Here is a 26,522-nt window from a genome sequence, read left to right as displayed (position 1 = left end):
AATACCTTTACTCTTCGTTGGCTTATGTTACCTTTGTTGTCTTGATAAATCATTTCGAGCAGTTCTCCATTTGATGAAGCTCTTAAGAATATACCTTTCATCGATCGAACCTCCTTTTTAATTATTTTATGCGAACTATTGTTCGATTTCAAGTTGAAAACAGAACTTTTGTTCGTGTATAATTGACACAAAAAAGAAGGTGCGAAAATGAGAGTAGTAATCCAAACAATCCTTAATTTTGAAGGAAACAGAGGATTTAGAAACGGTGAATTCCATGTGAGGGATAGCGAATTTAAAAAGGACCCTAACTTTGCAGTCGCAGTTGTTGCGTATGAATGGATCCAGCAGCAGAAACGGGAATCTGGGTATAGAGAGACAATTATTGAGAAAGTAACCTGGAACGAACAAAACGATATAACGCAGATAGTCAGAGAAATCGAGCCGGTATTGCCGGAAGATGATTTACCATTTTGAAAAATAAGGAATTCATTACAAATATACCTATTTTTGTGTTAAGTTATTTTTATAGAACAAAGGGGGTATATTTATGCACGAAATTGGAGATATTGTCTTTCTAAATGATATTAGCAAACTCCCTAAGGAGACCTTGCAAGACATTTGTACTGACTTGACAATTGATACAAGTGGTACAAGTGCGGATTTGGCCAATAGAGTTTGGGAATATGTTCAAAAAAACAGAAGGAAACAAGATAGCCCTATTAAGGCATCTTTTAACAAACTCCTAGCTGGCAAAACATCTGTTTCATGGTTCGAACTTGAAAACGAAACCTCTTTGGTTGGTTTAAAGGATAAGATTATTAAAGGCAGCAAATTTAATCCATTTACTGAGATCAAATTACCTCAAACACATGAACTTACTACTGAACCTGTGTTATTTGCTGCAGCAAATGGGGAAAAAGAGAACCAATACTTTTTAAGATACGCTTATAGAAATGGGGTAAGACGGCATACGGACTTTACTGAAGTAAACTTTGTCCCTAGAAGTGATGTAGCCACAGTCTATATTGATGAAGAATCCGGACTGATTGAAGTTAGGACTGACTCAAAGAACTCTCAAAAAGTTGCATCGAGTCTAGCAAAGTTAGTCCAACAGCAAATTACTCTTGAGCAAAAAAAAGTTTTAGCGCCATTCGGAAATAAGGTTGGCCTAATTGCTGACCGTCTTAAAGGTGAGATGATTGATACAACTTCAACACCGGAACTAATCTTTGATGACTTAGAAGAAGAACATACAAAGTCTATAATAGAAATACTAAATGCGCTAAACACTTTTTTTGATGAAGATGATGAGACTGAATTAGTAAATCGTTTAAGACAAGCCAGTGATATCTTCGGTGAGCATCTTTTAACGGTTCCATTCACTGCATTAATCCTTTGTGGTATGGAAAAAGTGGGCATGAGGACAACTGTGGGAGATCTAAGAAATCAACCACTCTATGTAAACCTGGCACCTCATTTACAAAATCAAGGCGGCTTTATTAAATTTGACTTTCCAATTTCAGGGGTTGAAAGAAGCTTTACAATTAGGGTAGGCAAGACTACAAATAGTGTTTCTTTTACCACACCTGCAACAGAAGAGGTAATTAAATTTGTCCGCGAACGGATTATTTTGAACCAAACATCATAAAATATGATATATTATAATTAATTTTTGGAAAAGGAGGTGCAGAGCATGGTAAGTGATTGGGCAGCAAAGAGAAAGGTAAATGAATTCGTTGATTTATTAGCCGTTACTCCTGTTAAACAATTTTACCCTACCTCTGTACCAAAATATTCCGAAAACCTTACTTTAGAATCTGCATTTGAACAGTTAATAGAGCTTTGTAAAACGGGTGAGATTCATCTTTTATGGGAAGTTAAATGCCCTGGTGAAAGTGATTTTTGTATTCGCACCTTAGATAAAGTAAGCGATTACCAGTCTATTATTGATCACAACTATCGATGTGATGTTTGCGGAAAAGAAACTTGTGTAACAAATGACGATGTTTTTCCACTATTTGAAATTGATGAAGGTTATCGTCACTTTATGAGGGAAGAATTTAAAAAAAAAACAAATCAAACAAGTCGCGTGAGGTTAAAGATAAAGTCAAGAGTATAATTGAAGTTACAAAAGAGGCAGAAGAAAAACCTGTCTCAGAGCTACCGCACCAAACTATTGTTTATTGTCAAAATTATATCGCTGGAGGTGCAGATTCTGTGTCTAGTCGTTCGATAAAAGGGAGCTTTAACAATTCAAATTTCGATGGTAATACAAATATCCAGTCTGATAATAATACCCAAATTCAAAATATTACAAAAGATGAATCTGAAAAGGCTTTTCAAGAACTATTTGCAGAAATAAAAGCTATTTCAAATGAAGATTCGAGAGAGCAAGCTGAAATGAACGCTGAGTCTTTACAGGAAGCCCTTGATACTGGGGATACTAAAAAAGGACAAAGGCTTATAAAATTGTTAAAAGGCACTATCGGTACCACAGCTTCGCTTGTTACTATAGCGAGATTTTTCGGAATTACAATATAAATAAAAAGCCCCTCTCATTGAGAAGGGCTTTTTATTATTATTTCACACGAAGTACTTGTCCCACATAAATAGTGTAGTTATCATCAAGGTTGTTCCAATCTTTGATTTGCTGCACAGTGCTTCCGTAAGTTCTGCTTAGTGAATAAACTGTATCTCCAGAGACAACGGTGTGATAGACAGCTGAGCTCTTTCTTGGAAGATTAAAGCTTTTCACAATTCCATTTACATGGCCACGGGCAAGATTTTCGATAAAGGTAGCTGATTTTAATTTAGCAGCATCATTAGCATTATCAATAAATCCATTTTCAGTTAACAACGCCGGCATTGCTGATTCACGCAGCATGTGGAAGTTAGCTTGTTTCTTTCCTCTATCATAGAAATCCACCAGCTTAATTACCTCAGCATGGATATTGTTTTGATAAGTGGTGGTAGGTGCCCCTACTCCCGGGTAAACATAATCTTCATATCCTGTACCTCCGCCTGCATTAATATGAACTGACAATAAGAAGTCAGCTCCCCAAGCATTAGCTGCATTTGTACGTTCTGATAAGGACACAGTTTGATCACCAGTCCGGCTCATCCGGATTAAAACATTATCATATTCAAGGGTCAAAATATCTTTAATACGTGTGGCAATTTGAAGTGTTAAATTCTTTTCCTGAAGTCCGTTTCCAACTGCACCTGGATCTGTTCCGCCGTGTCCTGGATCAATAAATACTTTTACCATGTTTAATCACCTCTAATATTATTTTTATTCCCATTTAAATGTAACGGCTTGTACTCTTGTCCTCCCCTTTTACATGACAATCACCCCTTTCAAGGCATAAGAAAAGCCACCCATTTGGGCAGCTTATTTTTTGATTAATCCTTGTGCCTGTAATGCTTTTTTCTGTAGTTGTGCTTTTTTACTGACATGTGTGTTCTTCCATACAGTCCAGGCATTAACTGCAATGAAGATAGTAAGCAAAGTAAAATTAGCAATGTCATCGGCAAAAGGAGTAATGTCTACATTAAATACCGCCTTCAATCCTAAAGCCAATAAAGAAAGCCACCCGCTTAAAAGGATGGCCCAATCTTTCCATGTTTTCGGTTGTTCGTACATTTTAGTTTCCTCCCATCTTAATTGCTGCATAAAAAATAGCTACAGCTCCACTGATTATCGCAACAATAAGTGCGTTGGTAATCGATCGCCGTAACCATTTGGTATCATCCTTTATTTCCCGGAGTGTTTCCTTGATATCCTTAATATCTCGTTCATGAAAATCTGTGATTTGCTTCAATTTTGTAATTTCCTCTTGTTGTTTTTCGTCATTTTTCTTTAATTCTTCTAAATCTCTTTGTATTGTTTGTTTCCAGATATCCACTGTTTCCGCCTCCTGTGTCACTCACAATCCCCCCTTGAAGGCAAAATAAAAAGAGCTTCAGAGAGCTCCATATCTGTGTCGATTTTTCTTCCGAATGTGACATAAAAAAGAGTCAACAATTTAATGTTGACCCTGTTTATATAAAAATCCTAAATAAACCATTCAAATGTAATAGATTGGTTTTCTTCGTCAATACGTTTAACGAAATACTTTCTAAATGATTCCACCATCGATGGTTCACTTGTTTTAATAGTGTAGTATGAAGTCGTGCTTGTGTTTTGATCTATCCTATACCACATTTTTATGGTTTCAAAGAAATCAGATTCTTTTCCACTTATGTTTTCAATCCATAGTTTTGTAGCTCTGGTAATATTAACGTGTTCACCTTCAAATATGTGTTCTGACTTCTCTTTTCCATTTTCCACAACAACGGTTATATCAAGTTTGTATTCCATATAGACCACCTCCATTTGTCTACTTATTTCGACAAACAGAAGGATAATCCTGCATAAAAAAATACCTTTACGCTGCGTAAGGTACTCCTGTAATTTCTGTATATTGATCAGACGTAATCATACTTGCCTTTACAAAAGTTTTTAGGCTTTCATCATTATACGATGGATGTCCATTATCATAATAACGTTTAATAGCTGAATACCACATTACGCATTACCTCCCATTTTTTAGAATTGCAATTTCTATAAGAAGATCGCCCTGAGTAGTTTCTAATTCGGAAATTTTAGCTTTGTCAGCTGCGCTTTCAAAAAGAACATTTCCTAAATCTTGCTCTAATATTGTTATCTTTTTCTGTGCTTCAAGTAATGGATTTGGAGGAAGTTCAATTACTTCTCCACTTGTATCTTGTGAAATCTTTGTTTTTACAATGGAACCGCTTGGATACTCTCTTATAATATAATTTCCTTCAATGCGTTCTAACATTTTAGCCCTCCTATTTCATTCTTAAATACCAACCAGCACTAAATGAACCTGTTGAAGTAGCAGATGTAATCTTTAGACGAACTACTAAACTCGATTTAAAATAAAACGGAAGGTCTATTCCTTCAATACTGAGTCCATAATCTGCGGAGTTCGGATTAATATATGGGAGAGCACTCTCTCCATAACCCTTAACACTTGTGGAATAGGTACTGGGACTATATTGAAGTTTATCAACTTGTAATCCACTTTTATAATATCCTGATGAATATCTGACAGGAGCCTCAAAAACAATAACTCCATCAATCTCAATCTGAACTAATCCTGACGCTTGAGAACTAGAGCGTCCATTACATTCGAGAATGGCTCCCTCGCCAGTGAATCTAGCTACTTCAACCCATGTATTGAATGGGTCAGTTCCATTAGTAACGGCAGCACCTCCTCGAATAATATTTGGGTAAGGGTCCAACGTATTGCCACCTGAAGGCTTTTCAAGTAGTGCCTCTATCTTATCTGTCTCTGGTTTTATAAGATCTAATTGGGTCTTTATTAAATCCTGCGTAGCCTTTGTAGGTAAATTAATTTCTGGCATTATAAGACCTCCTCATAAACAAAGACTAACCCATCTTTAGCAGTATTCGTTTTAAATCCATACCGATAGGTTTTTAAGTCTATGGCATCGGTAAATTTATGTGGCATACTTTCCGCCTGATGTTCAGCAACTAGTGCCTGAAGGGCAGCTAACTCTTGCTGGATTTCCTCTGTGCCACCATTTGTTTGAATTTCCTCGAGACATTTATAAATTCGATTAAAGAGCCAATTCATGTGCTGGGCCGAAGGCTTCATACCTGGTTGCCAGCCATCGGTTTTTAATACGGTAGGTGGCTCAACTCCAACCGCATCCCACTTTGGCAATTGTTCTGCCATTCAAATCCCTCCTAAATTGGCAATTCATTATCGGTACCTGGTGTATAAACTGCCCCCAGATAGCCTCCGATGTCTTCATCGTTAACATCACCCAGGCCTTTGGCATAATTAATTGAATTTGATAAATCACCAAATTCGAAGGTACCTGATAATTCAATGGCCCCGACTTTAACGCCAGCCGCCACGGTTTTTTGAACTATGCGAACGAAATTCAAAGGATCCAGACCAGCCTCATTAATCTTTTTTAATGGCAGTTCGATTAGTTTAATTGCTGCAGGTTCCGGTTCCAGTGGATCATCCCACTTTTCTTGAATCTTTATTTCTTTTTGTGGAACTGAAAGGGCCACCGAGAGGACACGGATAATTGTATTGATGCTCCCGTCAGACAAATTTCTGGCGATTTTAGACTTAAGCAAAATTCGATACACTTCATCAGTGGCAACACCACGAGGTTGATTAATATTTGTCCCGATATCATCGAGCGCTGAGCCTTCTGCGTTATCAATATCTCGCCAGTCTCCAACTCTATTAACTGTCTGATGAAGAGACTGCAGTTCATCGCTAAAAATGCGCATGAGCTTGCTTATATTGCTGTCTGGCTGCTTATTGAAGTAGTCGGAAAATCTACTAACAATGGACTTTAAATCAAACATTAATAACCACCTCAATATTACCAGCGCTAATCTGGGCCACCTCAAATACATCAATCAGCACGTTTTCTTCAAGAAAGACTTCCCCTCCATCAGTACTGAAAGAAAGTTCAACATCTGTAACTCCCTCCACTGACATAATGTGTGCCATGGCTTTTGCTAAAATCACTTTTTCTCCCATATTCAAGCCAGTAAATAATTGAGAGGTAGTATCTGATCCGCCGATATATCTCACAACGGCATTTTTCACTTTGTCCACTCCGTCATTAGTAAACCTGGAATCCTTGGAAATTACGGCCCGCGCATGTAAATTCACTTCCGATGCTCTTGTGAAACCAACAGATTGAAGATTTCCACTTAGGTCGGCCACGTCAATATAGGTAGTTCCATACGGTTGGATGCCTCCGGCCTTTGATTCTAAGATGGCATGTGCAATTTCTCCGTCATCTCCACCCAGCACAAAAGCCTGCAGGGCTCTTGAAGGAGTACCATAAGCATCTGTGACATCTGAATAGTTATCAATTACATGCGCTGCCCTTACATTTGGTAAATTCATTAAGGCCCGCCGTATAGCCGCAGGGGTGCCGGACCCCATGCCTTCGACAGTGATGTCAGCTCGGGCACGTGCCTCAGCATCAGTTTCCTTTTCTCTGCCGCCACTTGTCCTTTCCGGATTATTAACACTAATAACATTTGCATCTGGGTTAACGATCTGGGTAATACTATTTGCTTCAACATTTCCAATCGAACCGATTTCGGTACATACTATTTCCACAATGCCTACACCGTTTACATCTAAGGTGATGCCAGCAATAGTTTCGAAGGTGATATCGCTTTCTGTAGAAACTAAAAAACCACTTTCTACGGTATGGTTTGCTGTACCATTGATAGTGATTTTTCCATAGGCGTATTCTTCTAGAATCCTAGTTATCCCAGCGTAAGGAAGTAATTTATCGAGTTGCACGCCTTCAGCCGACTTTCGATATGCAGCATGGTAAACTTGTTCAATTGCCATCCAGGCAAGGGATAAGAACCATGCCATAATCCGAATCAAGATACCTAAAAATGCTTTTTCTGAGACATTAGCATCCGCTCCGAATAATTCTTTGGTTTTCGAAGACATATCATTTAGAAGGTCATCGTAAGTTTTTCTTTTAAAGCCATTTGCATCAAGCACCTAATATCACCTCATCACTAAGAGTGCTGCCGTCTATTAAGGTAACAGAATATCGAATTGTTCTTATCCTGTTGGTGAAATCATTAGAAATGATAAGGTTATCGATAGATGCCACTCTTTCTTCTTGTGACAGAACACGGAAAACCTCTGCTCTTGCCTCTTCATCATTAGATTTTCCCAAGATAAGTGTAAAATCGATACCGAAACGTTCATCCAAGAACCATTCTTTCAGGTTGGTTCCTAGTGGGATGTTCAAGCATTGAGCTATTTCGTCTTCTCCCTCAATCATCTTGAAATCACCATTTTCATAAACTAAATCACCATTGACCAGCTCTAGTGCTTTCAATTTAACACCCCCACAATGACAGCATCCTGAATGCTGAACATTCGTGATGTGCCTGGGAACACATTATGACCGCTTTGGGCATCGTCAATTGCTCTTTGGCAGAACACCACTAAAACCGTATCGCCAGGACTATAAACAGGCAAATACGTCTGAACCGCACCGCCATTTACACGATATTTCTGTTTAAGTGTAGGGACGTTCTCTATAGGTGGAAGTGACTGAGGCACCTGGCCGACTTCTTTAACCTTGAATAGTGGCTGAATCTTGGCTTTCCCAGATGATTCATCAAACGAAAGGATCTTTGCCGGCATAGAAGTATTGATGCTCGTAAATATCGTTCTTTTTAAATTGTCGAAAAAGACACCGGCATTGCTCAAAGAATCGCCTCCACTTCCGTATAGTAGCTGTCACCTTTAAAAATATGTTTTCCTTTTCTAATACGCACCTTGGCTTTAACCCCAACTGCATGAAGTTCAACAATAGATCCTGTATTCATTCGGTACTGGAGCAAAGACTTTATTTTGTATCCTTTAACTGTTACGCCATCCTTTTCTTCCTCAAAGTACTCAGGCGAACCAATTAATCCAGTCTTGCTACTTAGAACAAAACGATGGTCATCTCCTTGCTTCAAAGAACGAATATACAGTTTAGAACGGGAGATATAACAAGCAGCACCGCAGTCTTTTGATATATCTTGCATGGTTTTTACAATCTCTCCATCAACTGCATACCCTTTTGAATACACCTTGTTCTTTGGTAATTTCAAGACAGCTATTGATAATCCAAGAGATTTAGCTAAATCCCTTAAAATTTGCTCAGCTTTTATTCCTGGCTTAAATGATTTTTGGAGAGTCTTCTTCTTGTCGAGTGGCTGGCTATCCAAGACTTTGATTACGGTCTCCCTGTCGGCTCCCGCTAATTTTGAAGTTGTATTGTCAATGTATCCGGATAAAATCAATCCTTTGTCTTCGATGTATCCTGCGTTTATTGTCAACACCTTTCCTCTTTTTAGCTGGTTACGGGTGGTTGCTGAGAGATTATAGACAGAAACAACACTTAAATTTGGATCTAAATCATCGTCAAACGGTATTTCAAATTCAATGTCCAGGTCTGTATTGTTCATTTTCACATTGGTGGTAATGACCTCAACAACTCTCTTAAAAAGCTTACTCATTCATTTATCACCACCAGGAAGACGGTAACATTTAGATTTTCATATCCAACCCGGGTTTCTTGGCCGGATTCATCAATTGGAATGATGAGTGGCCCGGGGAAACGTGTATCGAATATCTCACTAAAAAGAGGTTCACCGTACACGATTTTTTCACCGTATACAAGAACCTCCCCATCCTTTATTAAATCGATAGTAAAATAATCTCCTATTTCGTTGTACCTTATTTCAAGCTCGAAAATTTCGGCCCCCAATTCGATTTCAAAGCGATAAGGGATAAGAGGCTTTTCTATATTAATATATTCTTTATCCATTGCCTCACCCCACTCTCAACTTTACACCAATTGGAATTTTACGAGGATCATATTTGTTCCATGTCTGTAGTTGCTGCCATCTTATATTATATTTTTTACCTAAGGCATAATAGGTATCACCTTTTTTTACAACATGGTATATCGGCGATTGTTTCTTGTTTTCAGTTTGTTTTCGGCCTGCTTGAGCAACTGGAGCAGTGACGGCTTTTCTTTTAGGAGGAACATAAGAGGATTCAGCAATCCGAACCTCTGTAAGTGTGCAGCTAAATCGATAACCATTAATCGTTTTAGAATCAGCCTGAATTGTTAGGCCGCTCATAAGCATGTTTTTGTAAATGCGCCTGCCTTCATAAGTGATAAGCTGTCCTTCGATTTCCATTTTCTCCAGATTAGCAACCATGATTTCTACACGTTCAGGGGTTGTCCTAATTATTAAGCCTGAAATCTTCACAATCACAGGCTTTCTTTCCACATGATCTGAAAGATTAATGCCCTTCTCTACTTTATGAGTAGGGATATCAACATCAATATCAGCATCTTCTTTTTCAACGTGAACTAAATAGCCATTGATTTTTGTTGTGCCGGCTAATTCCGCCAATGCTATCCCTCCCTTACCTGAGGAATGATGACATTCAAATCACTGAAAAACTCCTCCATTGCTTCCTTGATGTTAAATACAGTCTCATCGTTGGTATTGCCGCCTTGTACAAATATTTGAACAGGTGCATGCACTTTGGAAGTTGTAGTGCTTGTTGTAACTGTAGCAGCAGTGTTATATTTGCCTGCATTTCCAAAGTCTAAAGATGGGTTTGTTCCATCTCCCTTTAAAATACCTGCCGACCTTAACGCGTCTGCTTCTTCTGCTGGAAGAACCGCTTCATCCTTATGCAATAGTGCAGGCATTTCATCATAAGGAACCCGCCCAAGACCAACTTCAAAGCCCGGTAACAAGTTAGAAACGTTCGAAACCACTCCGCTAATCTTACTGCCGATATCCAACTTCTTGAGGGCCTTTCCTACAGCCCCAATCTTTTCAATTACCCATTCAACAGCATCAGCTATGGCATCAAAGGCAGACTTCATCCCATCCAAAATAGGTTTCATGACAATCCAGGCTATTTTTATCGTGGTTGTTGCCAGAGGTAGCAAAGGAACGATAATTTCCTCTACTAAAAATCGTATAACTCCGGATATACCAGAAAATAAACTGCTTACAATTCGTAGAATAGGAGAGATAACATTCATTGATGTCTCAATCACAGAACGCGCCACCGGGAACAGAGGAACGATAACCCCCTCTATTACACCTTGAACAATGCTTTTTAAAGTACTGAAAATATTTATTCCTGTGGAGACTACATTTGCAATTACTCCCATTGAATTGCCTATAAATTCTTGTGCTACCGGCATAAGTGGAATAATGACGTCATTCACAAATTGCATAATGACATCTTTACCATAGTTGAAACCGTCGGCGACCTTTTGAGCGAAACTAGCAATTCCATCTGCTATCTCAGGAGGAACACCTAAGTTCTGCCATATATCTGATATCTCTCCTGTATTGTAAACAAGAGACATAATCGTGTTATAGACTGCATCGATGATATCCTTAACTTTTGATAACTGATCAAATCCTGCAGATACAAACTCCATAAATGGTCCAGGATCAACATTTGAGATGACATCACTAAGCTTGGATAATACTCCAACGGCCTGTTCTAATATTGGCGCCCCGGCTTTCGCTAAAAAATCCTGCCACGCCTGTTTTAGGTTACCAAGTTGGTTTTCATAGGATTCCGATTCTCGAAGAGCTTGTCCAGTGGCACCGGCTGACTCCATCATCTTTTCAGCGAATGTTAGACGGGCCAGCTGCTTATCAGCTTCACCAAGGTTCTTCCAGTCCAATCCGAGTTCTTTTGTTGCAAATCCGGCCAATTGTGTTTCATTTGCGAAAAGACCAATTGCCTCCCCGCCCTCATAGTTCCCTTTGATAAATGAGTTAAGGGCACTGTTTGCATCTTCAAAGGATTTATCATAGAAGGCCGCAGCGTCCGCTACAGCTGACACAGCACGTTGTGAGGCATCCATTGCGTCGCCTGTTTCCAAGCCCAGACCTTTAAACAAGCTTGTCATTTGGGTATAGGCAGGCTTGATCCGATTAGGGAGCATTCCGAATGATTCACCCAGATTCTCGACAACTCCCTGCGCTTCCCCTGCATCTGCTCCAAAAACCTGGTCAAACTGGGCTTGTAAGGCTTGGGCACCCGCTGCGGCTTCGATGGCTCCCTGGGTGAACTCCTTTACGGCTGCACCAATGCCTAAAGCCATAAGTGCTGAACCGAGACCTATTACTGTCTTCTTGAAGATATTCATACTGCCATCAGTATTTTGAACTTCCCTGTCAAGATTGCTCAAGTTACTGTTGTCTAAATCCTCAACCTGATCTGCCGCATCTTCAATTGAGTTTTCTAAATCCTCGAATTCATCATTCAGATCCTCAACTTCATCAACAGCATTATCTATAGAATTAAGATTAAAGCCATTTATGGATCTAATCACATCATCAATTCGTCTATCTAATTCTGCGAGAGGGCCATCGTCGATGTCCATTCCAATTGCTACAAACACATCACGCAAGGACATTTAATTACCTCCTCTCGCATTTTTGACTCGCTCAATTTGGCTGTCTAATGCCGCATTGATGTACATGATTTCATCCAATGTCATTGTGCAAGCTTCGGTGTAGGAAATTTTCCCTTCCATGATCGGTCTCCAAAAATACCATTCAGAATCAACCTTCTCGCGATATTGGTGAAGTGGTTTAGCTTTCCTGAAAGGTAAACTTCACTGCAGCCGACATGACTTCAGTGAATCCACCAACTTCTTCAAAATGTTCGAATGTTACCTTGCTGCCATCTTCCTGGAAAATAACGTGCTCCATTAGGGATTCATATAATTTCTCCCCCTGCTGAACACCGTGCTCGTTTTTTGCAGTGTCTCGCATGCGAATAGCTTCACGAAGCCCAGGGTGCTGGAAAATGTACTTGTTACCGTTTTTAGTTCCGAATTTTTGTTGTTCACCTTTTTTAGCCATTTGTTTTCTCTCCCATTCTCTTCTTTTTAATTGATTGGTAATATGTCGTTTGTTCATAACAAATAAAAAGAGTGAGCCGAAGCCCACTCATCCTTTCTATTTCACTGTGTAATCAAAGACTTTTATGGTATAGACACGGCTCGCTACTGCTTTTCCATGTTCAATATCCGGTACCTTCGTAACCATCGCTTTTGTTCCGCCTGTAACCTCTTTAATTTCATTATTTGAGTTCACCCAAATCGGGAACATAGTCCGATCATTCGCTAATGTATTTAAATAAGGAATGGACGGAGATGTTTGGCTCAATGTGATCTCAATCGTGCCAAGAGAATCACCGTTAATGGAAACAACCGCATCTCCCTGGGCTGATGAACTTGCTTCGAAGTTATCGTTATCTTTCGAGCATTTAACCATGGTACCGTCAGCATATCCAGTGACGAATACACCATTTACTGTTGTTGTAACTTTTCGAGCATCATATGTTCCAACATGACCCATGCTCAAGACCTCCTTTTTACACTAAAATTTCACCTTTAATCTTCGCTTCATGAATGGCCCCAGCAAGTTCAAAGTCAAAATAGAGTCCGCTATACCTACGTTCTGCACGATCAGTTGCAGGGGATTCATTTCGTCCCTGGCTGGAAATGGTATATAAATACTTTCCTGAATCATCAACAGCGATAATGCCATTCTGGCCTGCCACTTCTAAGACTGTACGGACAGCTCCCTCGATTTGAGCGATTCCGCTATCGGTATAAGGGATTTTGGGATTTGATGCAAACAAAAGTTGCACTTGCTGTTCAATGTTAAGCTTCACCCAGTCCTTGCCGTGAATGACATCAATATATTCGCCACTCACAAGTTTGCCTTCACTTGTCTGGTCAATCCCGGCTTTCCTTACATATGCCATTCCTCCGTTTAAGTGGATTTCACTCAATTTTGGAGGAGTAAGGTCTTGAGGGGTAACGGACTTTAATGTTTTGAACTTCCATGTCACTGATCCAACTGGAAGAGAGCCGATCCGGCCAATTAATGCAGCATGTGGCAATTCATCTTTCTGATCATGCTGAAAGGCAAATGTGCGATCATAGTCCTCAACTTTTAATAAGGCCAAATCTTCTACACTATCAACAACATGAGCAGCCATCTTCAGCCCGTGACCTTCAACTACATCACTAATAGCTTTGTAATCATCCACAGTTCCTGAATCCAGCATGACAAAATACCAATCATTGTAGAAATATTCTTCAAGCACAGAAGCTGCTGTAACAGGTTCAACTGCAGTTGTATCATAAGTGGCAATAGCTATTTTTTCAGGACGAGTATCGCCTTGATCAAATACCTTCTTTGCTATTTCATAACCTTCAGACTGTTCACCAAAGGCTACTTTGATAGCCTCTAAGTCTCTGTATTCTTTATAAGGACTTCCTCCAGCCTTATTAACCAGGATTAACGGAGTTCCTAAGCCAATGAGCGCCGATGGGTTCTTTATGTCAATCGTGACAGTAACATCTTGTAATGGCATTTCACTCACTCCTACATCTCAATATTTTCAATAACTTCAGCATCAAACGACTCTTGGCCGCGCATCCGCAGCCGGACATCAAAGCCATATCTGCGTTCATATTCAATGTTTAAAAAAACATCACGATTCGTGATTGCTAATGCATCCACTACCGTGATGTTCTGATCGGATAACTCTATATGGCCTTTTCCTAGAAAGTATGAACGGGCCTTATAAGCCAAATCATGGGCTTCTTCGATATCTGCTGCATGGCAAGTAATTGATAGAATCATTTCCGTATCTTGCTCGATACTGGAAAGGCCCATTTCTACATCCATCTCCTCTGCGATTTGTCCGATTCCTTGCCCGGTTAGAGTAACCTTAAGGGTATAAAACGGATAGGCAGGCTGATTCCCTGTTGAATCTGCCATAATGACAGTATGGGTGGTATAACCTTTCAGACCTGCTATAACCGGGCGACGAACGTTTGCAAGATTAATCAAAAGAACTCACCCCTTTAGCAACATAGCGATAGAAATCAGCGAACGGGGTGAAATTAATCGATGTATCGATCTTGTACTTCATACCCTGATGCTCAATCTCATCTCCGTGTTTAAAAGGTGTAAGGGAATATATTTGACGGTCAGATTGAGTAACAGCTCCTCCTAATTGAGCAACCGTCTTCATATCAAATGGGATAACAGCACATTCCCTAACCTCCGGGACCACATCACCTGGTACGTATTCTCCATCTTCATTCCAACTGCCGTCACCTTTGCCGACAATTACGTTTACATTTGAACTGTACTTGCTTATTAAGCGACGGAAGGAGTATAAATTCATTCCACATCAACCTCCATCGAGCCAATAAGGCCACCGCTGTCCACCAAAGGATTCGAAGAGCCTTTCATTTCAACTGTGAATGGATGGTTGACCGGGTTATTTAGATCAATTGCAAATTCTTGAATTTTCCCTTTCAATTCAAGTCCCAGCATTTGAAAGAACAACTCAGGCGATACATTTCCCTCAATAACGTCAGTAATAAGCTCCTGGGCTTTATTTTCGATGGCCACTATGTTCTCATCGGTCCCAGTTCTAAGAAAAGAACGTTCAGGAATGACGATATGTGTAGTTGATTTCTTCAGGTGAAGCCCCTGTGATGCCAAGTATCTGCGCATTTTATCAGTAACCTGGATTCTTGCTCCAAACTCATGGACGCCTGCAATCATAGCCATTTGGCTGTTTTGGATATAACCCACTTTGGCCTTTTTGGCCTTAGCCCTTGATAGATCTGCCAAAACCTCAGGAATTCGGTTATTATCTGTGACTCTAATCCTTGCCATCTCATCACCCGCCAAATGATTTGAATCGGATTCTTCTTAGTCCAGCGCTAGTCAATTGAGCCAGCAATGCACTATCTCTTTCTTCACCAGATTCAAAAGTTTGTGACATACCTGCAATGGATTCACTCTTAATACCCGGATTGACAACCATTTCGTATGAGACATACAATGCAGCTACGCTTTTTGCCGCGGGTGGCAATTTCAGTTCTCCGTCAATCAAAAAGTCACGGTTGCAGGTGCGCTGAACGAAATCGATTGCATCTTCCAAGGCTAACTTCAAAAACTCATCCTGGGTATTATCCGATATTCTCAACCTGACCTTAAGTTCATCAAGATTCATCCTGAACAGCCTTTTTGGTTGTCCTTTTCGCTTTTTCATCTGATACAGGCTTGAATCCTAATCCTTGATAAACTACGTTAAAGGCCTTTTCAGTGACAATTAACTCTTTACCGTCTTTAGAAATCTTAATAGTTTTACCCATTGTATCCCTCCTAAAATAAAAAGCGACCCGGTTAGGCCGCCTTGATTATGGTGTGACTACCTCTGGCGTAAGTGCAGCAAAAGCATCATCTTTCAACGTCATAAACCCAATATGCATCGTTGCTCTCAGAGCGAACATATCTCGTTCAAATAAGTTAACTGGTCCGCCATCAGAGGTGATAGTTGTCAGGGTAGCATCTTCACTAATGGCATATTCAATACCTTGCAGAATACCGTATCGGGCATATCTCCAATCGCCAGTTAATAATTCAGCTTTTGTATAATCCCAAGCTTTACCGTCGACATATCCTACCGGCAACCCTAACACCTGATTAGGAGCTCCTGTGCTAGTCTCGTTAAAAATTGGTTTATTCTGAGCATCTACAGCACCACGTAATTTTTGACGGAATTTTCTTGTAGTCGTAAATCCGATTGGATCATTATCTCCATCTTCTACTAAAGAAAGTAGACCATTTAAATCTGAATAAAGATTCGCAGTAGATCCCCTTTCAATGGAATTACCACTTGCAGTGATTCGTTCCCACACAGAAGTTCCAGCAGTATAAGGGGACTCGTTACCAAACAATGCAGCTTGGTCAAATTTTGTATAAAATGCTTCTGAAATCATTGGTTTAACTTCATTAAAGAAATCTGAAACAGAAAACTTCAAGAATTCTTTTGAAACAGGAATAATTACCCCTAATTTTTTGGCTTCCATTGTAGCTTTTAACCATTCGGCCTTGCTCGTTTGGATACGTTCACCTTCCCCAACCCAGTATGCACCAGGACCGCCTGCTAGATAAGTGAACTCCTTTTTGGGTTTGGTCATTGCTTCATAGGTTGCTAGTTGTGCTATCACTGAGTTTTGCATAAACTCCTTTAATACTAACGTGCCTTGTTCTGTTGGTATTGTTCCTGTTTTTGCATCCTGTAATAATACGTTTGCAGGATTAAAATCAAATTGCTTTATGTTTACTTTTAATAGATTTGTTTTCATGAATAATTTCCTCCTAGTTTCGAATACTTGCTTCTCCAGCTAATTTGGCAATGTCGGTACCACCAGCATTATTTGTGTTCATGCCGTGATCAATTATTCTTCCGCTTTCCTTAAATTTCGTTGCAACAGCTGATTGCACAGCCTTGTTGTATTCCTCTTCAAACTTCGAAAGATTGGAAAGTGTATTTTCCTCATCTTCGGCAATAAAAAAGTCAATAATCCCATCAGGCAGGCTTTTCTCTTTCGCTACCTTTAGGGCTTTATTGACTAAAGATTCCCGATTCCGGGCTTTTTTCTCATCTTCAATTTCCTTCCGGAGCTTTTCGAGTTCCAATTGTTCCGGAGTTTTAGATGGGTTTCTCTTATTAACCTCTTCTTCGATAAGCTTTTCGAGATTGTTTTGCTTCCATGTTTCAAGCCCTTTGGTAAAGTGACTATCTAACCTTGGCTGCATCAGCTTCTTCCCCTCTTCGCTTTCCAAGAATCCTTTCACCTTATCAGCCGATACGGCAGAAAGTTCTCCTAGATAAGCTTTAACGCCTTCATCTTCCTTGTTATCTGCAAGAAACTTTTTTACAGCCTCTAAATTAATGGTCCCTTTATCAAACTGCTTAATATTTACCTTTAGGAAATCATACTTTTTCATTTGAATACCTCCTACGCCCTTATAGTGCGAGCCTACAAGTGCAAAATAAATAAGCCTTTTTAACGTCTATTGCTTAAAGACAAGGTTTATCCTTAACGATTACTTGCAAGGCTTCTGGATATTGTTCTGATAATTCTTGAAGGTAGCGAACAGACGATTGCAGAAGAGTTGAAACCGAGGCACATACAACACTTTCTGTGTGCCCTTCTGCTTTAATGCTCATATATCCGTCTTCCCCTAAAACAACCTCAATTTTTGTCATTGCCATCATCTCCCTTATGACCTAAGAAGGACTCTTCCCAATCGTCAATCTCATCTTCCTCTACATCAGTTCTTACCCGATCACTGAAAGGCTTTCGGATTCGCAATTAGAATCATCCTCCTATAGCTTTTTGGAAATCCTTAAAGGTTTGTTGTGAGAGGTCCTCATTTGATTTTCCCTCGATGCGATCAATTTCATAAACAAGTATGCAGCGACAATTTATATCGTGATGAGCGTAACCGGTATTACCTGGAGCAATGCCCTTTTCACCTCTTCCAAGGTCAAACATATCGTCAACTGGTATTTTCACATGCCCCATCTTTTCATGGTTTGCTTTTGATGTTCTGCGGACACGGCTATCTTTCATGTTCCGCCATTTTTTCATCATGATGACACCTTTAGAATTTGCATATCTTGCACTGTCCAATGTGCCTGCTTCACGAACACGATGGGTTTCAGTCCTTGCTACACGAATAGATTTGACGTAATCGCCTTCGAATGTGGTTGTCAGGGTACTTGCCATATCTTTGTAAGTAGAACCCCGCACAAGGCCTTGTGTGACCTCTCGCTGGATTGTGTAAATTATCTCTTTCCGGTTTTTTTCAAGAGTTTCCGATAATGTTAGGCCTGTAATTGGATTATTTAGAGCACGCTGGATCTGATCAGCTTTCAAAGATGTATATTTCAGGCTTTTTCTTGCCTCGTTTTCTATGGCCCAACCCATCCAGGCATAAGAATAGACATAAGCTTCAGCTAAATGAGTGGAAATGCTTTTCTGAGTCTCCAGAGACAATGTATCAACATGCTCGTTCAACGAATCTATGAATTTCTTAAGTCGATTGTACTTAATCATATTTTGATAAGTTAATTGACCATCTTCTTCAAAGTCAGAATAGATTTTCCCCAGTTCACCTAAAGCCAAGGTGACTAATTGACGGTAAAACCCACGGATGGAACGCTCGATTTTATCCAGCTGCTTATCTGACCATTCTTCAAGCTTCCTGGAGTATTCCTCAAGATCCATTATCGTCACCATCCTTTAAAGGAGGGATTTTATCCATCTCTCTTTCCCGCTGTTCGATTTCATAATCCACATCATCAACAATCGAAAGAGAAGCAAGTGCAGTCTTTTCAGAGGTAGTGGCTTTTAATGTTACTGCTGTTTGTGCTTCTTCCAGTAAGTTAACCGGGATATTCCTCTTGAAAGAAGTGAAGATCTTTAAATAGTCCTCTTTACTGCAAATCCCCTTTTTATCCCATGCGCTACAGAGGACCTTGTATTGATAACGCAAGGCAGCAGTCATCTTTCTTTCCATGGTGATGCATTTGTTTTCAAGGGCCATTAACTTATATTTCATGGCGACACCAGAAACATTGTTTCCGAAAGCCTCATCGCTAAAATTCACACTCTTTGCAAAGCGCAGGATATTTTGCTCCAGGCGATTCAAATGGTTTTCAATCATCGTGTCATTGATATCTTTTGTGAGATAGCTGACACTGTCGTCTTTCCCCATAAGCTCGAAAACGCCCGTTTTCTTTAACGTGTTAATATCATCATCATCCAGACCTAACCCACGCAACACCAAGTACGCCAGGCGATACTGCTCAATCTCATTATTGGCATCAGAAAGAGTCCGATCATAGGCATCGATTAGCTTGAAAACCTTTTCTGCATCGGCCATCAACTCTTCGTTGTTAGGCAACCCAAAAAGAGGACAATAATCAAAGGTATGAGGATTCTTTTCTTTCAACATCAATCCACTTGTTCCTGTTTCCAGAACATAAAAATGACTGCCGTCATAAAATTCAGCCTGTAGCTTATTGCCTTCCAGATCAAAGAACCTAATTGAAAACTCTGGTTCAGTAAAATCTGTGCCGGAAATGATGATTGTTTCCCACGGATCCACATTCACAATTCGTTCTTTGCCGTCTTTATCGATATAGCATAGTCTTGCTGCATACCCACAAATCGCGGCCTTTTTACCCCACTCTGAGTCTTTATCCTCTACATTATTCCGGATGATAAAGTTTTCAAGCTCGGCTTTCAACTTCACATTTTCGTTTTCCTCCTTACTATCAACATCATAAGAAATGGGGTGACCAAACATATAACCCACTTTGGTATCAACGATTTCAGCATCGAAAGCGTTATTAAGATGATTATTCACTTTGCTGTCGATTCGCATTACTTTCCCTGTCTCAAAATCTTCATAATCAACAGGCTGCCGAGTCAATATGGGTACACCTTGAACAGATGCTTTATAACGCTCATAAAAGGTTCTTCGCTTAGCCAAATCGCCTTTAAACTCTTCTATTGCTTCCTGTATAGTTTTTGGGTCAGCTCCTCTTTCACGAAAAAGACGGAGAAATTTGTAGGTGTTCATTTCTTCACCTCTTTCCTTTTAAGATTTGCTTCTGATAATGGGTATAAATCGCATAGCGAATTGCATCCAGAACATCGTCCCACTGCTTCACCGGCTCGCCTGTATTGGCATTCCAGACATATTGGAAAATCTCTTTCTTAAAGCGATCAACGTTCTCCTGGACTATAAAGAATTTATCTAACTTAAACAGCCGGGCAACTTCCTCGATGCCAGCAACAACTTTCTTTACTGCTTCAATAGCTCTTAACCCTTCTCTTCTAAAACGCTGAACATGTTCTGGGCGGGCGCTGTCACAATAGAAATTAATGTTGCCATAACGGCCTTTAATTTCTTTAGCAACACCGACCCAGTAATCGATTTCCATATGCTGCTTGGCATGCTCTTCAATTAAGAAAAGATCACCCATGTCATCCTCTGCAAGAACACAAATGGAGCCATGATGTTCATAGCCCCAGTCAACTCCAGCAAAATATTTAACTATGTTTTTCTTTTCGAATTTTGCACGAGAAATATAGTGTTTATCCCTGTTAAAGTCCTTATAGATGACTCCTTCAGCAGCTACCCACAGACCATTAATATCTCGATCTGTAAACATTCCGGTTGGCGTAGCCGCAACAATAGATTGCACATACTCTTCATCCAAAAAGATGTTGTCAAACAAGGTGAAATGAAATGCAACGATATTTAATCGGCCGTTATCAAGCCTCTGACCATCTTTATCGATGATATCTGTTTTAACCGGATGGGCAGGATTCTCGGGGTTCGTATCAAGTAAGATCTGCGCACCTGGATAGGAGCAACGGGAAATGACTTCCTTGACGAACATGTCATGTAAGGCTGTACCTTCATTCAAAAGCGCTCCTGCAGCTGTAAAACCCCTTGCCTTTTTCCAGGCATCAGCATTGGCGCCATCAAAGCAATAAACTTTATTGCCAAATACACTAATGGCATTTGTCTTATCAAGCTTCAGTTCTTTGCCCAGAATCGCTTCCATATCGTTTAAGATATTTCTTCGAATCGATGCCTGAGTTGAACCGCCAACTATAAACGACAATCCCTTGCCTTCAAATCGAGCGATGAGCATTAAAAAAAGCAGTATGAGGACAAACGTCTTTCCAGCACGTTTTGCTCCACTAGCTGCTAGGATTTTAGGCTTTTCTTTTATAAAACAATCCCATACTTCGCGCTGTTTCGGCGTTAAATCCATTACTCATCACCTGCCAACTTACGAAGCATTTTAGCCACCTGGCTTTCCTGTGACGTTTCTTCATTGTTTTGAAGTTTGCTGATTTCCATGCGAAGCTTCTCTTCCTGCAGGCGCTTCTTATCATTCTCAGAAAGGAGATCAGTGTACTTCGATAGGAACTCCAGGGCCTTCATCTTGTCAGCAAGCTTAACGGATACGCCATCTTTGCCTTTCTTGACCTCAGTGATCAGGGTGCCATCCACTTCATCATTGTTCTTAAGATTAACGAAACTGTATGAGTAAGTAATCTCATCTCCATTTTCATCAATCATCGGCTCACCATTATGATCAAGCTCTGGCATTTCCCTTTGACCGAAATCAACAAAGTCTGTAATGTCAGCAAAAGCAATATCGATGTACTTCTGGAGAACAGCTTGGGCATCTAGAAACAATCCATGTTGCTGTTCTGCTTTTAACCTTTCGATTTCCTTTTTTACGCAAGGTTTTGCAAGGGTCTTATATCCTTCCGCCTTGGCTGATAGATAGCTACATTCATAAGCCTTCTGATAAGCCTTTGTAGCATTGAAATACTTGATGTAATAAAGACAGAACATCTTTTGCTTATCAGTTAAATCATCGGATTCAATCACCGGTTCCAGGGTTGCAACCTTTTTCTTTTTGGTTGCATCCTTTTTCGTTGGATCCCTTGACCATCCTTCACGACTTTTTCTGCTTTTTAGAGTTCCGATTTTGACATCGTGTTTTTCAGCAAGTGCCTTTAATGTGATCTTGGAGGTCTCAAATTCCTTTCTTATTTCATCCCAGCTCATTACATGGCACCTACCTCCTGTCTAATTTTTTGCAATAGAAAAAGCACCCCTAAGGATGCCTTGCCTTGTTTATAACATTTGTTCTATTTTTTGTTTAACAAATTTCATATCTTCTTCAAACTGTTTGAGTTGAGCCAAATCGCGATCATATGTGTTAATTTCATCTCTTAAGAATTCGAGATCCTTGCCTAAATTTTGTCTCAATTTTGGATTAAGGGTGTCGTCTTGTAGCCATTCTTCAATACAGGCAATTTGAATCTTCTTTAATTCCATAAAATAATCACGTTTTTCTTCCTTCTTGGCTAGGTCTTTTTCGTTTTCTATTAAAGTCTTGTTAACACCACTTAGCCAGCCTTTTAGGTATTCTGTTTTTTCCATATTGCTCACTCCCTTCGCCTTAAAGTTTCGACAAAAGGAGATATTTTCCTGCAAATTATTCACCGCAAGGTGGATCATCAAACAAAAATAGAGGAAGCAGCTTGGTAACCGCCTCCCCGTCCTGCCTTTAAGTTTAGCAAGCTGATTTATGTTTTAGCAATTTTGTATCTTTTGTGCCATTTGTGCCATTTGTTTCCTGAGAAAGCTGATTTACTATTGATTCACGTATTCTCCTAATATGTGAAAAGGATAACCCCATATGGGCGCCAATCCATCGATAGCTCTTTCCTTCAAGTAACCAATGAAGAATTTCTATTTCTCTATCATCAGTTATAAGATGCATCCGATCCTGAATAACAGAAATCTTAGCCTCGTACTTATGAATAACCGAATATCTTCTTTCCCTGCGGACATTCTCTCTATATACAGGGTCACTTGTGGTGCCTTGTGCCTTTGGCATCCCAGCTGCATCTCCATATTGAGCTGTGAGCCCTTCCCCTGCATCTTTCATTGAGTCCCTGAGTATCTTTATAGAGTTCATCATCCAATGATAATCTTTAAGAATGGATTCTATTTGTTTGCTGGCAGCTTCTTTCATCCAGGACCCTCCCATGGTAAAATTAATTTGGGTAGGCCGGGAGAAATCCTGGCTTTTTTATTTTCCGTAACGAGCTTCTGTACCTTTCTTGCTCCTCCATCTATAATCCGTACCGAGGTTAGCGAAAGTCGTATCGGACTTCTTAACATTCTTTGCTGGCCGAATCGGATGCTTTTCGATATATGCTTGGCGCTCTTCTTCCGTCATGTACCAAACATCAACTTTTCCAATCATGACTTATCTCCTTCCGATTTAGAATTACATTACTAAATATTTCTTATGGGCATCTCTTTTCTTTTCTTCAGTTAATTGTGCATAAATTTGAGTAGTGGCCGGATCCTCATGTCCCAACAAAGCTTGTACAGCTGCAATATCAGCACCATTATTCAATGTGAGGGTGGCAAATGTATGCCGCATTGTATGTGGGCTGATTTTCTTATCGAGACCTGCCTGCTTTGCGATAATGCCAATCTCTCTTTGGATTCCCCTTTGAGACAGCCTGCGATATGGCTTCCTCTCTGTAACCATTAATGCTTCTGAATCATCAGTCCGGTTCATTAGATATTTCCGAAGATGATACATGGCTTTCGGGCTAAAATACACTTCCCTTTCCTTATTGCCTTTTCCGATAACCCGGCAACTGGCTGTGCGATAATTGATATCTAATTTATTAAGTGCATGCACTTCCGATAACCTGCAGCCAGTCGCATATAAAATTTCAAGAAAAGCTCTCTGGCGATTTGTTTTACATGACTCCCGGAGCAATTCCAGCTCTTCAATTGTCAGGGCTTTCGGGAGCCTTTTCTCTTTCTTAGGTGGCTTAATCTTGGTTGTTGGATCACGCTGCAGAAATTCTTCTGCCGTTAACCAGCCAAAGAAGCTTTTTAAGACAGATAGTTTCCTGGATACTGAACTTAACTTCAGATGTTCTTAACCTTCTCAATATTCACCGGTACCAACTCAGAAATGTATGCAGCAACATCGGACATCAATTGTTCTCCAGCATTCATTTTTGCTCCTCCTTCTGTGATAAGCTAATTAACTCCTCCTACCTTTTGTTTCTTAACCCCAATGCCCGTGAGACTTCATAATTGCTATAATTTCATTTGCATAAGGTTCATCTGTATTGATGACTAAATAGGTGTTTTCTTTCTTACCTTCTATTGCTCTTAATTGTTGAATAGCAGCAGTTGAAGCACTTAATTCAATCTTTGCCTTTTCATCTAAATATCGATTTATGTCATCGTTTTTCAAAACAGTAAACTTCATTTTCATTCCTTCTAAATTAGCCAACCTCTTACCCTCCTAATTAATTCAATTCTTTTATCTGCATCCCCCAACAACCGGCTATAAACTCAGCATCTTTCCATTCAAATTCATCAAATATATAGGCTTGTTCACGATCAGCAGTGAGCGAATAATGCCAACCTATATTTGAATCATTTGCAATATAGTTGTAAAAGATTTCGGGGAAGTCACCTTTGGTTTTCGATGCTTTCATATGACTGGAGCAAACAATATAGCGTGCCATGGTTCCCTCCTAATCAACTGAACTATCATTTTGTTTCGCTAAATGTTCGGAATGCGCATTAAACGGTTTCTAACTCAACTTCCACAAATTCAAAATGTTTCATTATGTTTGTGTAGCCGAAATTACAAATGGCATCCTTGCCATACCTTTCGTGAATCAACTGTTCATGTATCTTCAAATTTTCTATATGTGATTCTTTATTCTCAATTATTAAAGCTTTGCTTAAATCTTGAGTAAGCCAGTCAAGTTCCTCGCCATCTGCTTCAAGGTAGTAATCACCTTTCATATCTTCTTCCTTTGATTCTTCTCGCAATCTTAAAACCCATGCATCTTTCATAATTTTTCCCATCCTCCTATGTTTGGCACTTTGCATTTATAACCTAAGTTAATCCCATAATGTTGAATGTAATAAACTCCACATTTATCACATTCCCATAAGTTTGATTGTGTTGATTTATGTTGAGCGATAGTAACGTAATTATGTTTACAAAAATACTGCTTTAGCTTCAGCATTAACTACCTCCTATGTCGCTTTATGGTTTCGGAAATTGACATTACTTAATCCACTTATGACCACATCTAATACAGTTGAACTCGACACTATTCCATAACCAAGACTTTGATATATTAGACTTTTTATGCCCAAGCATTTTACATTTCCAATTCTTAAACATCATCTTTTCTCCTTCGGATTGTTCGCTACTACTTAGGCTTTTTAGCATAGAATTTATTAGGGTTATTCTTTAAAATTTCCTCCCAAATATAAACCCTAAAAACCTTTTGCCAACGCTTATTTTCGTTATCCCATAGTTTCATACCGCTATAAATATCATCGAATTTTACAGGTTTCATCATCTCAACCCCTTATTGCACTATATTTGTCGAGAATGCATAAGCCAATTCATCCTGGACAAACTACCTTCACGAGCAAGGTCAGTCCTCCACAAACCACATCCAACTAGATTAGGTCCTTGCTCGCAACACAATGCTTATCGTGTTTCATACTTTCTCTATATAAGCTTTAATTGCATTTAAAGCTTTTTCCATTTCTGGAATAGCCTTTTTAACACCATTAATGTAATTATCATTATCTAAATGAATTTCATTTCTACCTTCTCTGTCGCTTAAAGCATTTGAAAGATTTTGTAGTAAATCAGCTAATTCACTTTTTTGTTTAGTTATCATATTCAGTCCTCCTTAATTAACGTTTTTACTCTTTTGTTTCCCTCCAACCCCGGCCATCCAGCCACCGTTCAATACTTGCTACAAAGATATCTAATCCACCCGATATACCTTTTTTATCAATGTGAAGGGCATAACCAGAGAAGTCTGGCCCCTGATAATGACAAACGCCTTTGTGCTTGTTATGTTTCTGAATCAGCAGCCGTTCTTTTCCTCGGATAAACTCCATCTCCTCGCCCTGTTTTAAATCTATTATTTGATCTTCCAGGGCGAAGGAGAATAAATCTAATTGTTCCATGCTTGCCCCTTCCCTATCGATTTTTTGTTACATAATTACTATATTACTTGTAGGATTTTCCACCTTCTTGTCGAATGATGCTATATAAGGGGGTGGAAAAATTGAAATCATATCTTATTTCTTACGATTTAATAGGCCCTAATAGGGACTATGATTCCGTAACAGAAAAAATTAAATCTTATGGTACATGGGCTCGTCCCCTAGAATCAGTTTGGATAATTAAGACTGATGATACTGCCACAACAATTCGAGATAATATTGCTTCAGTAATGGATTCAAATGATAAATTAATTGTTGTTCAGTTATCTGGCACAGCAGCTTGGCGAAATTTATCTGATGAAATGGGTAAATGGTTAAAAGAAAATCTCTAGAATAATTTGAG

The 26,522-nt window shown here is 39.6% G+C and carries 46 protein-coding genes; 5 read left to right on the top strand and 41 right to left on the bottom strand.

Going from position 1 to position 26,522, the window contains the following annotated elements; all coding sequences use genetic code 11:
- Positions 1-207: 207 nt before the first annotated feature.
- The 4 genes from ACEQ1T_RS25230 to ACEQ1T_RS25215 all read left to right on the top strand — a co-directional run bounded on the left by ACEQ1T_RS25230 (position 208) and on the right by ACEQ1T_RS25215 (position 2,541).
- On the top strand, positions 208-474 hold the full coding sequence (locus ACEQ1T_RS25230) for a hypothetical protein (protein WP_370225311.1): 267 nt from the start codon (positions 208-210) through the stop codon (positions 472-474).
- A gap of 73 nt (positions 475-547) precedes the next feature.
- A complete protein-coding gene (locus tag ACEQ1T_RS25225; RefSeq protein WP_370225310.1) occupies positions 548-1,648 on the top strand; it encodes a hypothetical protein in 1,101 nt (366 codons plus the stop codon).
- A 45-nt stretch (positions 1,649-1,693) separates the two neighbouring features.
- Positions 1,694-2,119: a hypothetical protein gene (locus tag ACEQ1T_RS25220; protein ID WP_370225309.1), complete on the top strand. Its 426-nt coding sequence runs from the start codon at positions 1,694-1,696 to the stop codon at positions 2,117-2,119.
- 98 nt (positions 2,120-2,217) lie between these two features.
- Positions 2,218-2,541, top strand: a complete 324-nt coding sequence (locus ACEQ1T_RS25215) for a hypothetical protein (RefSeq protein WP_370225308.1) — start codon at positions 2,218-2,220, stop codon at positions 2,539-2,541.
- A 37-nt stretch (positions 2,542-2,578) separates the two neighbouring features.
- Here ACEQ1T_RS25215 and ACEQ1T_RS25210 read toward each other — a convergent pair whose 3' ends face one another.
- The 41 genes from ACEQ1T_RS25210 to ACEQ1T_RS25010 form a co-directional block, all read right to left on the bottom strand.
- Positions 2,579-3,268 (bottom strand): N-acetylmuramoyl-L-alanine amidase, encoded by a 690-nt coding sequence (locus tag ACEQ1T_RS25210; RefSeq protein WP_071158448.1) that lies wholly within the window; start codon positions 3,266-3,268, stop codon positions 2,579-2,581.
- 123 nt (positions 3,269-3,391) lie between these two features.
- On the bottom strand, positions 3,392-3,643 hold the full coding sequence (locus ACEQ1T_RS25205; protein WP_370225306.1) for a phage holin: 252 nt from the start codon (positions 3,641-3,643) through the stop codon (positions 3,392-3,394).
- A 1-nt stretch (position 3,644) separates the two neighbouring features.
- On the bottom strand, positions 3,645-3,905 hold the full coding sequence (locus ACEQ1T_RS25200) for a hemolysin XhlA family protein (RefSeq protein ID WP_157380291.1): 261 nt from the start codon (positions 3,903-3,905) through the stop codon (positions 3,645-3,647).
- A 149-nt stretch (positions 3,906-4,054) separates the two neighbouring features.
- A complete protein-coding gene (locus ACEQ1T_RS25195; RefSeq protein ID WP_370225305.1) occupies positions 4,055-4,360 on the bottom strand; it encodes a hypothetical protein in 306 nt (101 codons plus the stop codon).
- A 67-nt stretch (positions 4,361-4,427) separates the two neighbouring features.
- Positions 4,428-4,568 carry an XkdX family protein gene (locus ACEQ1T_RS25190; protein ID WP_370225304.1) on the bottom strand — a complete coding sequence of 47 codons (141 nt, stop codon included), beginning with the start codon at positions 4,566-4,568 and terminating at the stop codon, positions 4,428-4,430.
- Between the two features lie 6 nt (positions 4,569-4,574).
- The gene (locus ACEQ1T_RS25185; protein WP_370225303.1) at positions 4,575-4,844 is read right to left on the bottom strand and encodes a hypothetical protein; all 270 of its coding nucleotides are present in this window, start codon (positions 4,842-4,844) and stop codon (positions 4,575-4,577) included.
- 10 nt (positions 4,845-4,854) lie between these two features.
- Positions 4,855-5,433 carry a hypothetical protein gene (locus ACEQ1T_RS25180; RefSeq protein WP_370225302.1) on the bottom strand — a complete coding sequence of 193 codons (579 nt, stop codon included), beginning with the start codon at positions 5,431-5,433 and terminating at the stop codon, positions 4,855-4,857.
- On the bottom strand, positions 5,433-5,768 hold the full coding sequence (locus tag ACEQ1T_RS25175; protein WP_370225301.1) for a hypothetical protein: 336 nt from the start codon (positions 5,766-5,768) through the stop codon (positions 5,433-5,435). The genes ACEQ1T_RS25180 and ACEQ1T_RS25175 overlap by 1 nt, the downstream gene beginning before the upstream one ends.
- Positions 5,769-5,779: 11 nt before the next feature.
- Positions 5,780-6,421: a hypothetical protein gene (locus ACEQ1T_RS25170; protein WP_370225300.1), complete on the bottom strand. Its 642-nt coding sequence runs from the start codon at positions 6,419-6,421 to the stop codon at positions 5,780-5,782.
- The gene (locus tag ACEQ1T_RS25165; RefSeq protein WP_370225299.1) at positions 6,414-7,595 is read right to left on the bottom strand and encodes a baseplate J/gp47 family protein; all 1,182 of its coding nucleotides are present in this window, start codon (positions 7,593-7,595) and stop codon (positions 6,414-6,416) included. Before ACEQ1T_RS25165 ends, ACEQ1T_RS25170 begins: the two co-directional genes overlap by 8 nt.
- The gene (locus tag ACEQ1T_RS25160) at positions 7,588-7,941 is read right to left on the bottom strand and encodes a DUF2634 domain-containing protein (protein ID WP_370225297.1); all 354 of its coding nucleotides are present in this window, start codon (positions 7,939-7,941) and stop codon (positions 7,588-7,590) included. The genes ACEQ1T_RS25165 and ACEQ1T_RS25160 overlap by 8 nt, the downstream gene beginning before the upstream one ends.
- Positions 7,938-8,318, bottom strand: coding sequence for a Gp138 family membrane-puncturing spike protein (locus ACEQ1T_RS25155; RefSeq protein WP_370225296.1), 381 nt, complete (start codon positions 8,316-8,318; stop codon positions 7,938-7,940). Before ACEQ1T_RS25155 ends, ACEQ1T_RS25160 begins: the two co-directional genes overlap by 4 nt.
- A complete protein-coding gene (locus ACEQ1T_RS25150) occupies positions 8,315-9,115 on the bottom strand; it encodes a hypothetical protein (protein WP_370225294.1) in 801 nt (266 codons plus the stop codon). The genes ACEQ1T_RS25155 and ACEQ1T_RS25150 overlap by 4 nt, the downstream gene beginning before the upstream one ends.
- Entirely contained in the window at positions 9,112-9,426 is a 315-nt protein-coding gene (locus tag ACEQ1T_RS25145; RefSeq protein WP_370225292.1) for a hypothetical protein, read from the bottom strand. Before ACEQ1T_RS25145 ends, ACEQ1T_RS25150 begins: the two co-directional genes overlap by 4 nt.
- Positions 9,427-9,430: 4 nt before the next feature.
- On the bottom strand, positions 9,431-10,024 hold the full coding sequence (locus ACEQ1T_RS25140) for a phage baseplate protein (RefSeq protein WP_370225290.1): 594 nt from the start codon (positions 10,022-10,024) through the stop codon (positions 9,431-9,433).
- 2 nt (positions 10,025-10,026) lie between these two features.
- On the bottom strand, positions 10,027-12,069 hold the full coding sequence (locus ACEQ1T_RS25135) for a hypothetical protein (RefSeq protein ID WP_370225289.1): 2,043 nt from the start codon (positions 12,067-12,069) through the stop codon (positions 10,027-10,029).
- A 178-nt stretch (positions 12,070-12,247) separates the two neighbouring features.
- Positions 12,248-12,520, bottom strand: a complete 273-nt coding sequence (locus ACEQ1T_RS25130) for a hypothetical protein (RefSeq protein ID WP_370225287.1) — start codon at positions 12,518-12,520, stop codon at positions 12,248-12,250.
- 96 nt (positions 12,521-12,616) lie between these two features.
- Complete coding sequence (locus ACEQ1T_RS25125) at positions 12,617-13,018, bottom strand: hypothetical protein (protein ID WP_009336245.1); 402 nt, start codon at positions 13,016-13,018, stop codon at positions 12,617-12,619.
- 16 nt (positions 13,019-13,034) lie between these two features.
- Entirely contained in the window at positions 13,035-14,045 is a 1,011-nt protein-coding gene (locus ACEQ1T_RS25120; protein WP_370225286.1) for a DUF3383 family protein, read from the bottom strand.
- Between the two features lie 11 nt (positions 14,046-14,056).
- Complete coding sequence (locus tag ACEQ1T_RS25115; RefSeq protein WP_370225285.1) at positions 14,057-14,527, bottom strand: hypothetical protein; 471 nt, start codon at positions 14,525-14,527, stop codon at positions 14,057-14,059.
- A complete protein-coding gene (locus tag ACEQ1T_RS25110; protein WP_071159583.1) occupies positions 14,520-14,867 on the bottom strand; it encodes a hypothetical protein in 348 nt (115 codons plus the stop codon). The genes ACEQ1T_RS25115 and ACEQ1T_RS25110 overlap by 8 nt, the downstream gene beginning before the upstream one ends.
- Positions 14,864-15,367 (bottom strand): hypothetical protein, encoded by a 504-nt coding sequence (locus tag ACEQ1T_RS25105; RefSeq protein ID WP_370225284.1) that lies wholly within the window; start codon positions 15,365-15,367, stop codon positions 14,864-14,866. Before ACEQ1T_RS25105 ends, ACEQ1T_RS25110 begins: the two co-directional genes overlap by 4 nt.
- A gap of 4 nt (positions 15,368-15,371) precedes the next feature.
- On the bottom strand, positions 15,372-15,647 hold the full coding sequence (locus tag ACEQ1T_RS25100; protein ID WP_370225282.1) for a hypothetical protein: 276 nt from the start codon (positions 15,645-15,647) through the stop codon (positions 15,372-15,374).
- Positions 15,648-15,696: 49 nt separating this feature from the next.
- A complete protein-coding gene (locus ACEQ1T_RS25095; protein ID WP_370225281.1) occupies positions 15,697-15,849 on the bottom strand; it encodes a hypothetical protein in 153 nt (50 codons plus the stop codon).
- 45 nt (positions 15,850-15,894) lie between these two features.
- A complete protein-coding gene (locus ACEQ1T_RS25090) occupies positions 15,895-16,845 on the bottom strand; it encodes a phage major capsid protein (protein ID WP_370225280.1) in 951 nt (316 codons plus the stop codon).
- A 13-nt stretch (positions 16,846-16,858) separates the two neighbouring features.
- On the bottom strand, positions 16,859-17,491 hold the full coding sequence (locus ACEQ1T_RS25085) for a DUF4355 domain-containing protein (RefSeq protein ID WP_370225279.1): 633 nt from the start codon (positions 17,489-17,491) through the stop codon (positions 16,859-16,861).
- A 73-nt stretch (positions 17,492-17,564) separates the two neighbouring features.
- Positions 17,565-17,753, bottom strand: a complete 189-nt coding sequence (locus ACEQ1T_RS25080) for a ribosomal-processing cysteine protease Prp (protein WP_370225278.1) — start codon at positions 17,751-17,753, stop codon at positions 17,565-17,567.
- Between the two features lie 112 nt (positions 17,754-17,865).
- A complete protein-coding gene (locus tag ACEQ1T_RS25075) occupies positions 17,866-18,777 on the bottom strand; it encodes a phage minor head protein (protein WP_370225276.1) in 912 nt (303 codons plus the stop codon).
- Complete coding sequence (locus ACEQ1T_RS25070) at positions 18,767-20,137, bottom strand: phage portal protein (RefSeq protein WP_370225275.1); 1,371 nt, start codon at positions 20,135-20,137, stop codon at positions 18,767-18,769. Before ACEQ1T_RS25070 ends, ACEQ1T_RS25075 begins: the two co-directional genes overlap by 11 nt.
- A 4-nt stretch (positions 20,138-20,141) precedes the next feature.
- Entirely contained in the window at positions 20,142-21,344 is a 1,203-nt protein-coding gene (locus tag ACEQ1T_RS25065) for a PBSX family phage terminase large subunit (protein WP_370225274.1), read from the bottom strand.
- A complete protein-coding gene (locus tag ACEQ1T_RS25060) occupies positions 21,344-22,153 on the bottom strand; it encodes a terminase small subunit (protein WP_370225272.1) in 810 nt (269 codons plus the stop codon). The genes ACEQ1T_RS25065 and ACEQ1T_RS25060 overlap by 1 nt, the downstream gene beginning before the upstream one ends.
- A 69-nt stretch (positions 22,154-22,222) precedes the next feature.
- On the bottom strand, positions 22,223-22,531 hold the full coding sequence (locus tag ACEQ1T_RS25055) for a hypothetical protein (RefSeq protein WP_370225271.1): 309 nt from the start codon (positions 22,529-22,531) through the stop codon (positions 22,223-22,225).
- Between the two features lie 133 nt (positions 22,532-22,664).
- Positions 22,665-23,129 (bottom strand): DNA-binding response regulator, encoded by a 465-nt coding sequence (locus ACEQ1T_RS25050; protein WP_197205748.1) that lies wholly within the window; start codon positions 23,127-23,129, stop codon positions 22,665-22,667.
- Positions 23,130-23,186: 57 nt separating this feature from the next.
- Positions 23,187-23,363 (bottom strand): hypothetical protein, encoded by a 177-nt coding sequence (locus tag ACEQ1T_RS25045; RefSeq protein ID WP_370225270.1) that lies wholly within the window; start codon positions 23,361-23,363, stop codon positions 23,187-23,189.
- Between the two features lie 24 nt (positions 23,364-23,387).
- Positions 23,388-23,909 carry a tyrosine-type recombinase/integrase gene (locus ACEQ1T_RS25040; protein ID WP_370225319.1) on the bottom strand — a complete coding sequence of 174 codons (522 nt, stop codon included), beginning with the start codon at positions 23,907-23,909 and terminating at the stop codon, positions 23,388-23,390.
- A gap of 282 nt (positions 23,910-24,191) precedes the next feature.
- Positions 24,192-24,422 (bottom strand): hypothetical protein, encoded by a 231-nt coding sequence (locus ACEQ1T_RS25035; protein ID WP_370225269.1) that lies wholly within the window; start codon positions 24,420-24,422, stop codon positions 24,192-24,194.
- A 16-nt stretch (positions 24,423-24,438) separates the two neighbouring features.
- Positions 24,439-24,660, bottom strand: coding sequence for a hypothetical protein (locus ACEQ1T_RS25030; protein WP_370225267.1), 222 nt, complete (start codon positions 24,658-24,660; stop codon positions 24,439-24,441).
- A 58-nt stretch (positions 24,661-24,718) separates the two neighbouring features.
- Entirely contained in the window at positions 24,719-24,997 is a 279-nt protein-coding gene (locus tag ACEQ1T_RS25025) for a hypothetical protein (RefSeq protein WP_370225266.1), read from the bottom strand.
- A gap of 365 nt (positions 24,998-25,362) precedes the next feature.
- A complete protein-coding gene (locus tag ACEQ1T_RS25020) occupies positions 25,363-25,515 on the bottom strand; it encodes a hypothetical protein (protein WP_370225265.1) in 153 nt (50 codons plus the stop codon).
- Positions 25,516-25,659: 144 nt separating this feature from the next.
- Positions 25,660-25,845, bottom strand: a complete 186-nt coding sequence (locus tag ACEQ1T_RS25015) for a hypothetical protein (RefSeq protein ID WP_370225264.1) — start codon at positions 25,843-25,845, stop codon at positions 25,660-25,662.
- A gap of 25 nt (positions 25,846-25,870) precedes the next feature.
- Positions 25,871-26,140 (bottom strand): hypothetical protein, encoded by a 270-nt coding sequence (locus ACEQ1T_RS25010; protein WP_370225263.1) that lies wholly within the window; start codon positions 26,138-26,140, stop codon positions 25,871-25,873.
- A gap of 101 nt (positions 26,141-26,241) precedes the next feature.
- Between ACEQ1T_RS25010 and ACEQ1T_RS25005 the strand changes: the two genes are divergently transcribed.
- On the top strand, positions 26,242-26,511 hold the full coding sequence (locus ACEQ1T_RS25005; protein WP_370225261.1) for a CRISPR-associated protein Cas2: 270 nt from the start codon (positions 26,242-26,244) through the stop codon (positions 26,509-26,511).
- The last annotated feature ends 11 nt before the right edge of the window (positions 26,512-26,522 follow it).

Source organism: Cytobacillus sp. (assembly GCF_964223445.1).
In the GTDB taxonomy this organism is placed as follows: Bacteria; Bacillota; Bacilli; order Bacillales; family Cytobacillaceae; genus Cytobacillus.
Note: the sequence above shows the minus strand (reverse complement) of the source record. Positions and strands in the feature narration are given on the sequence as shown.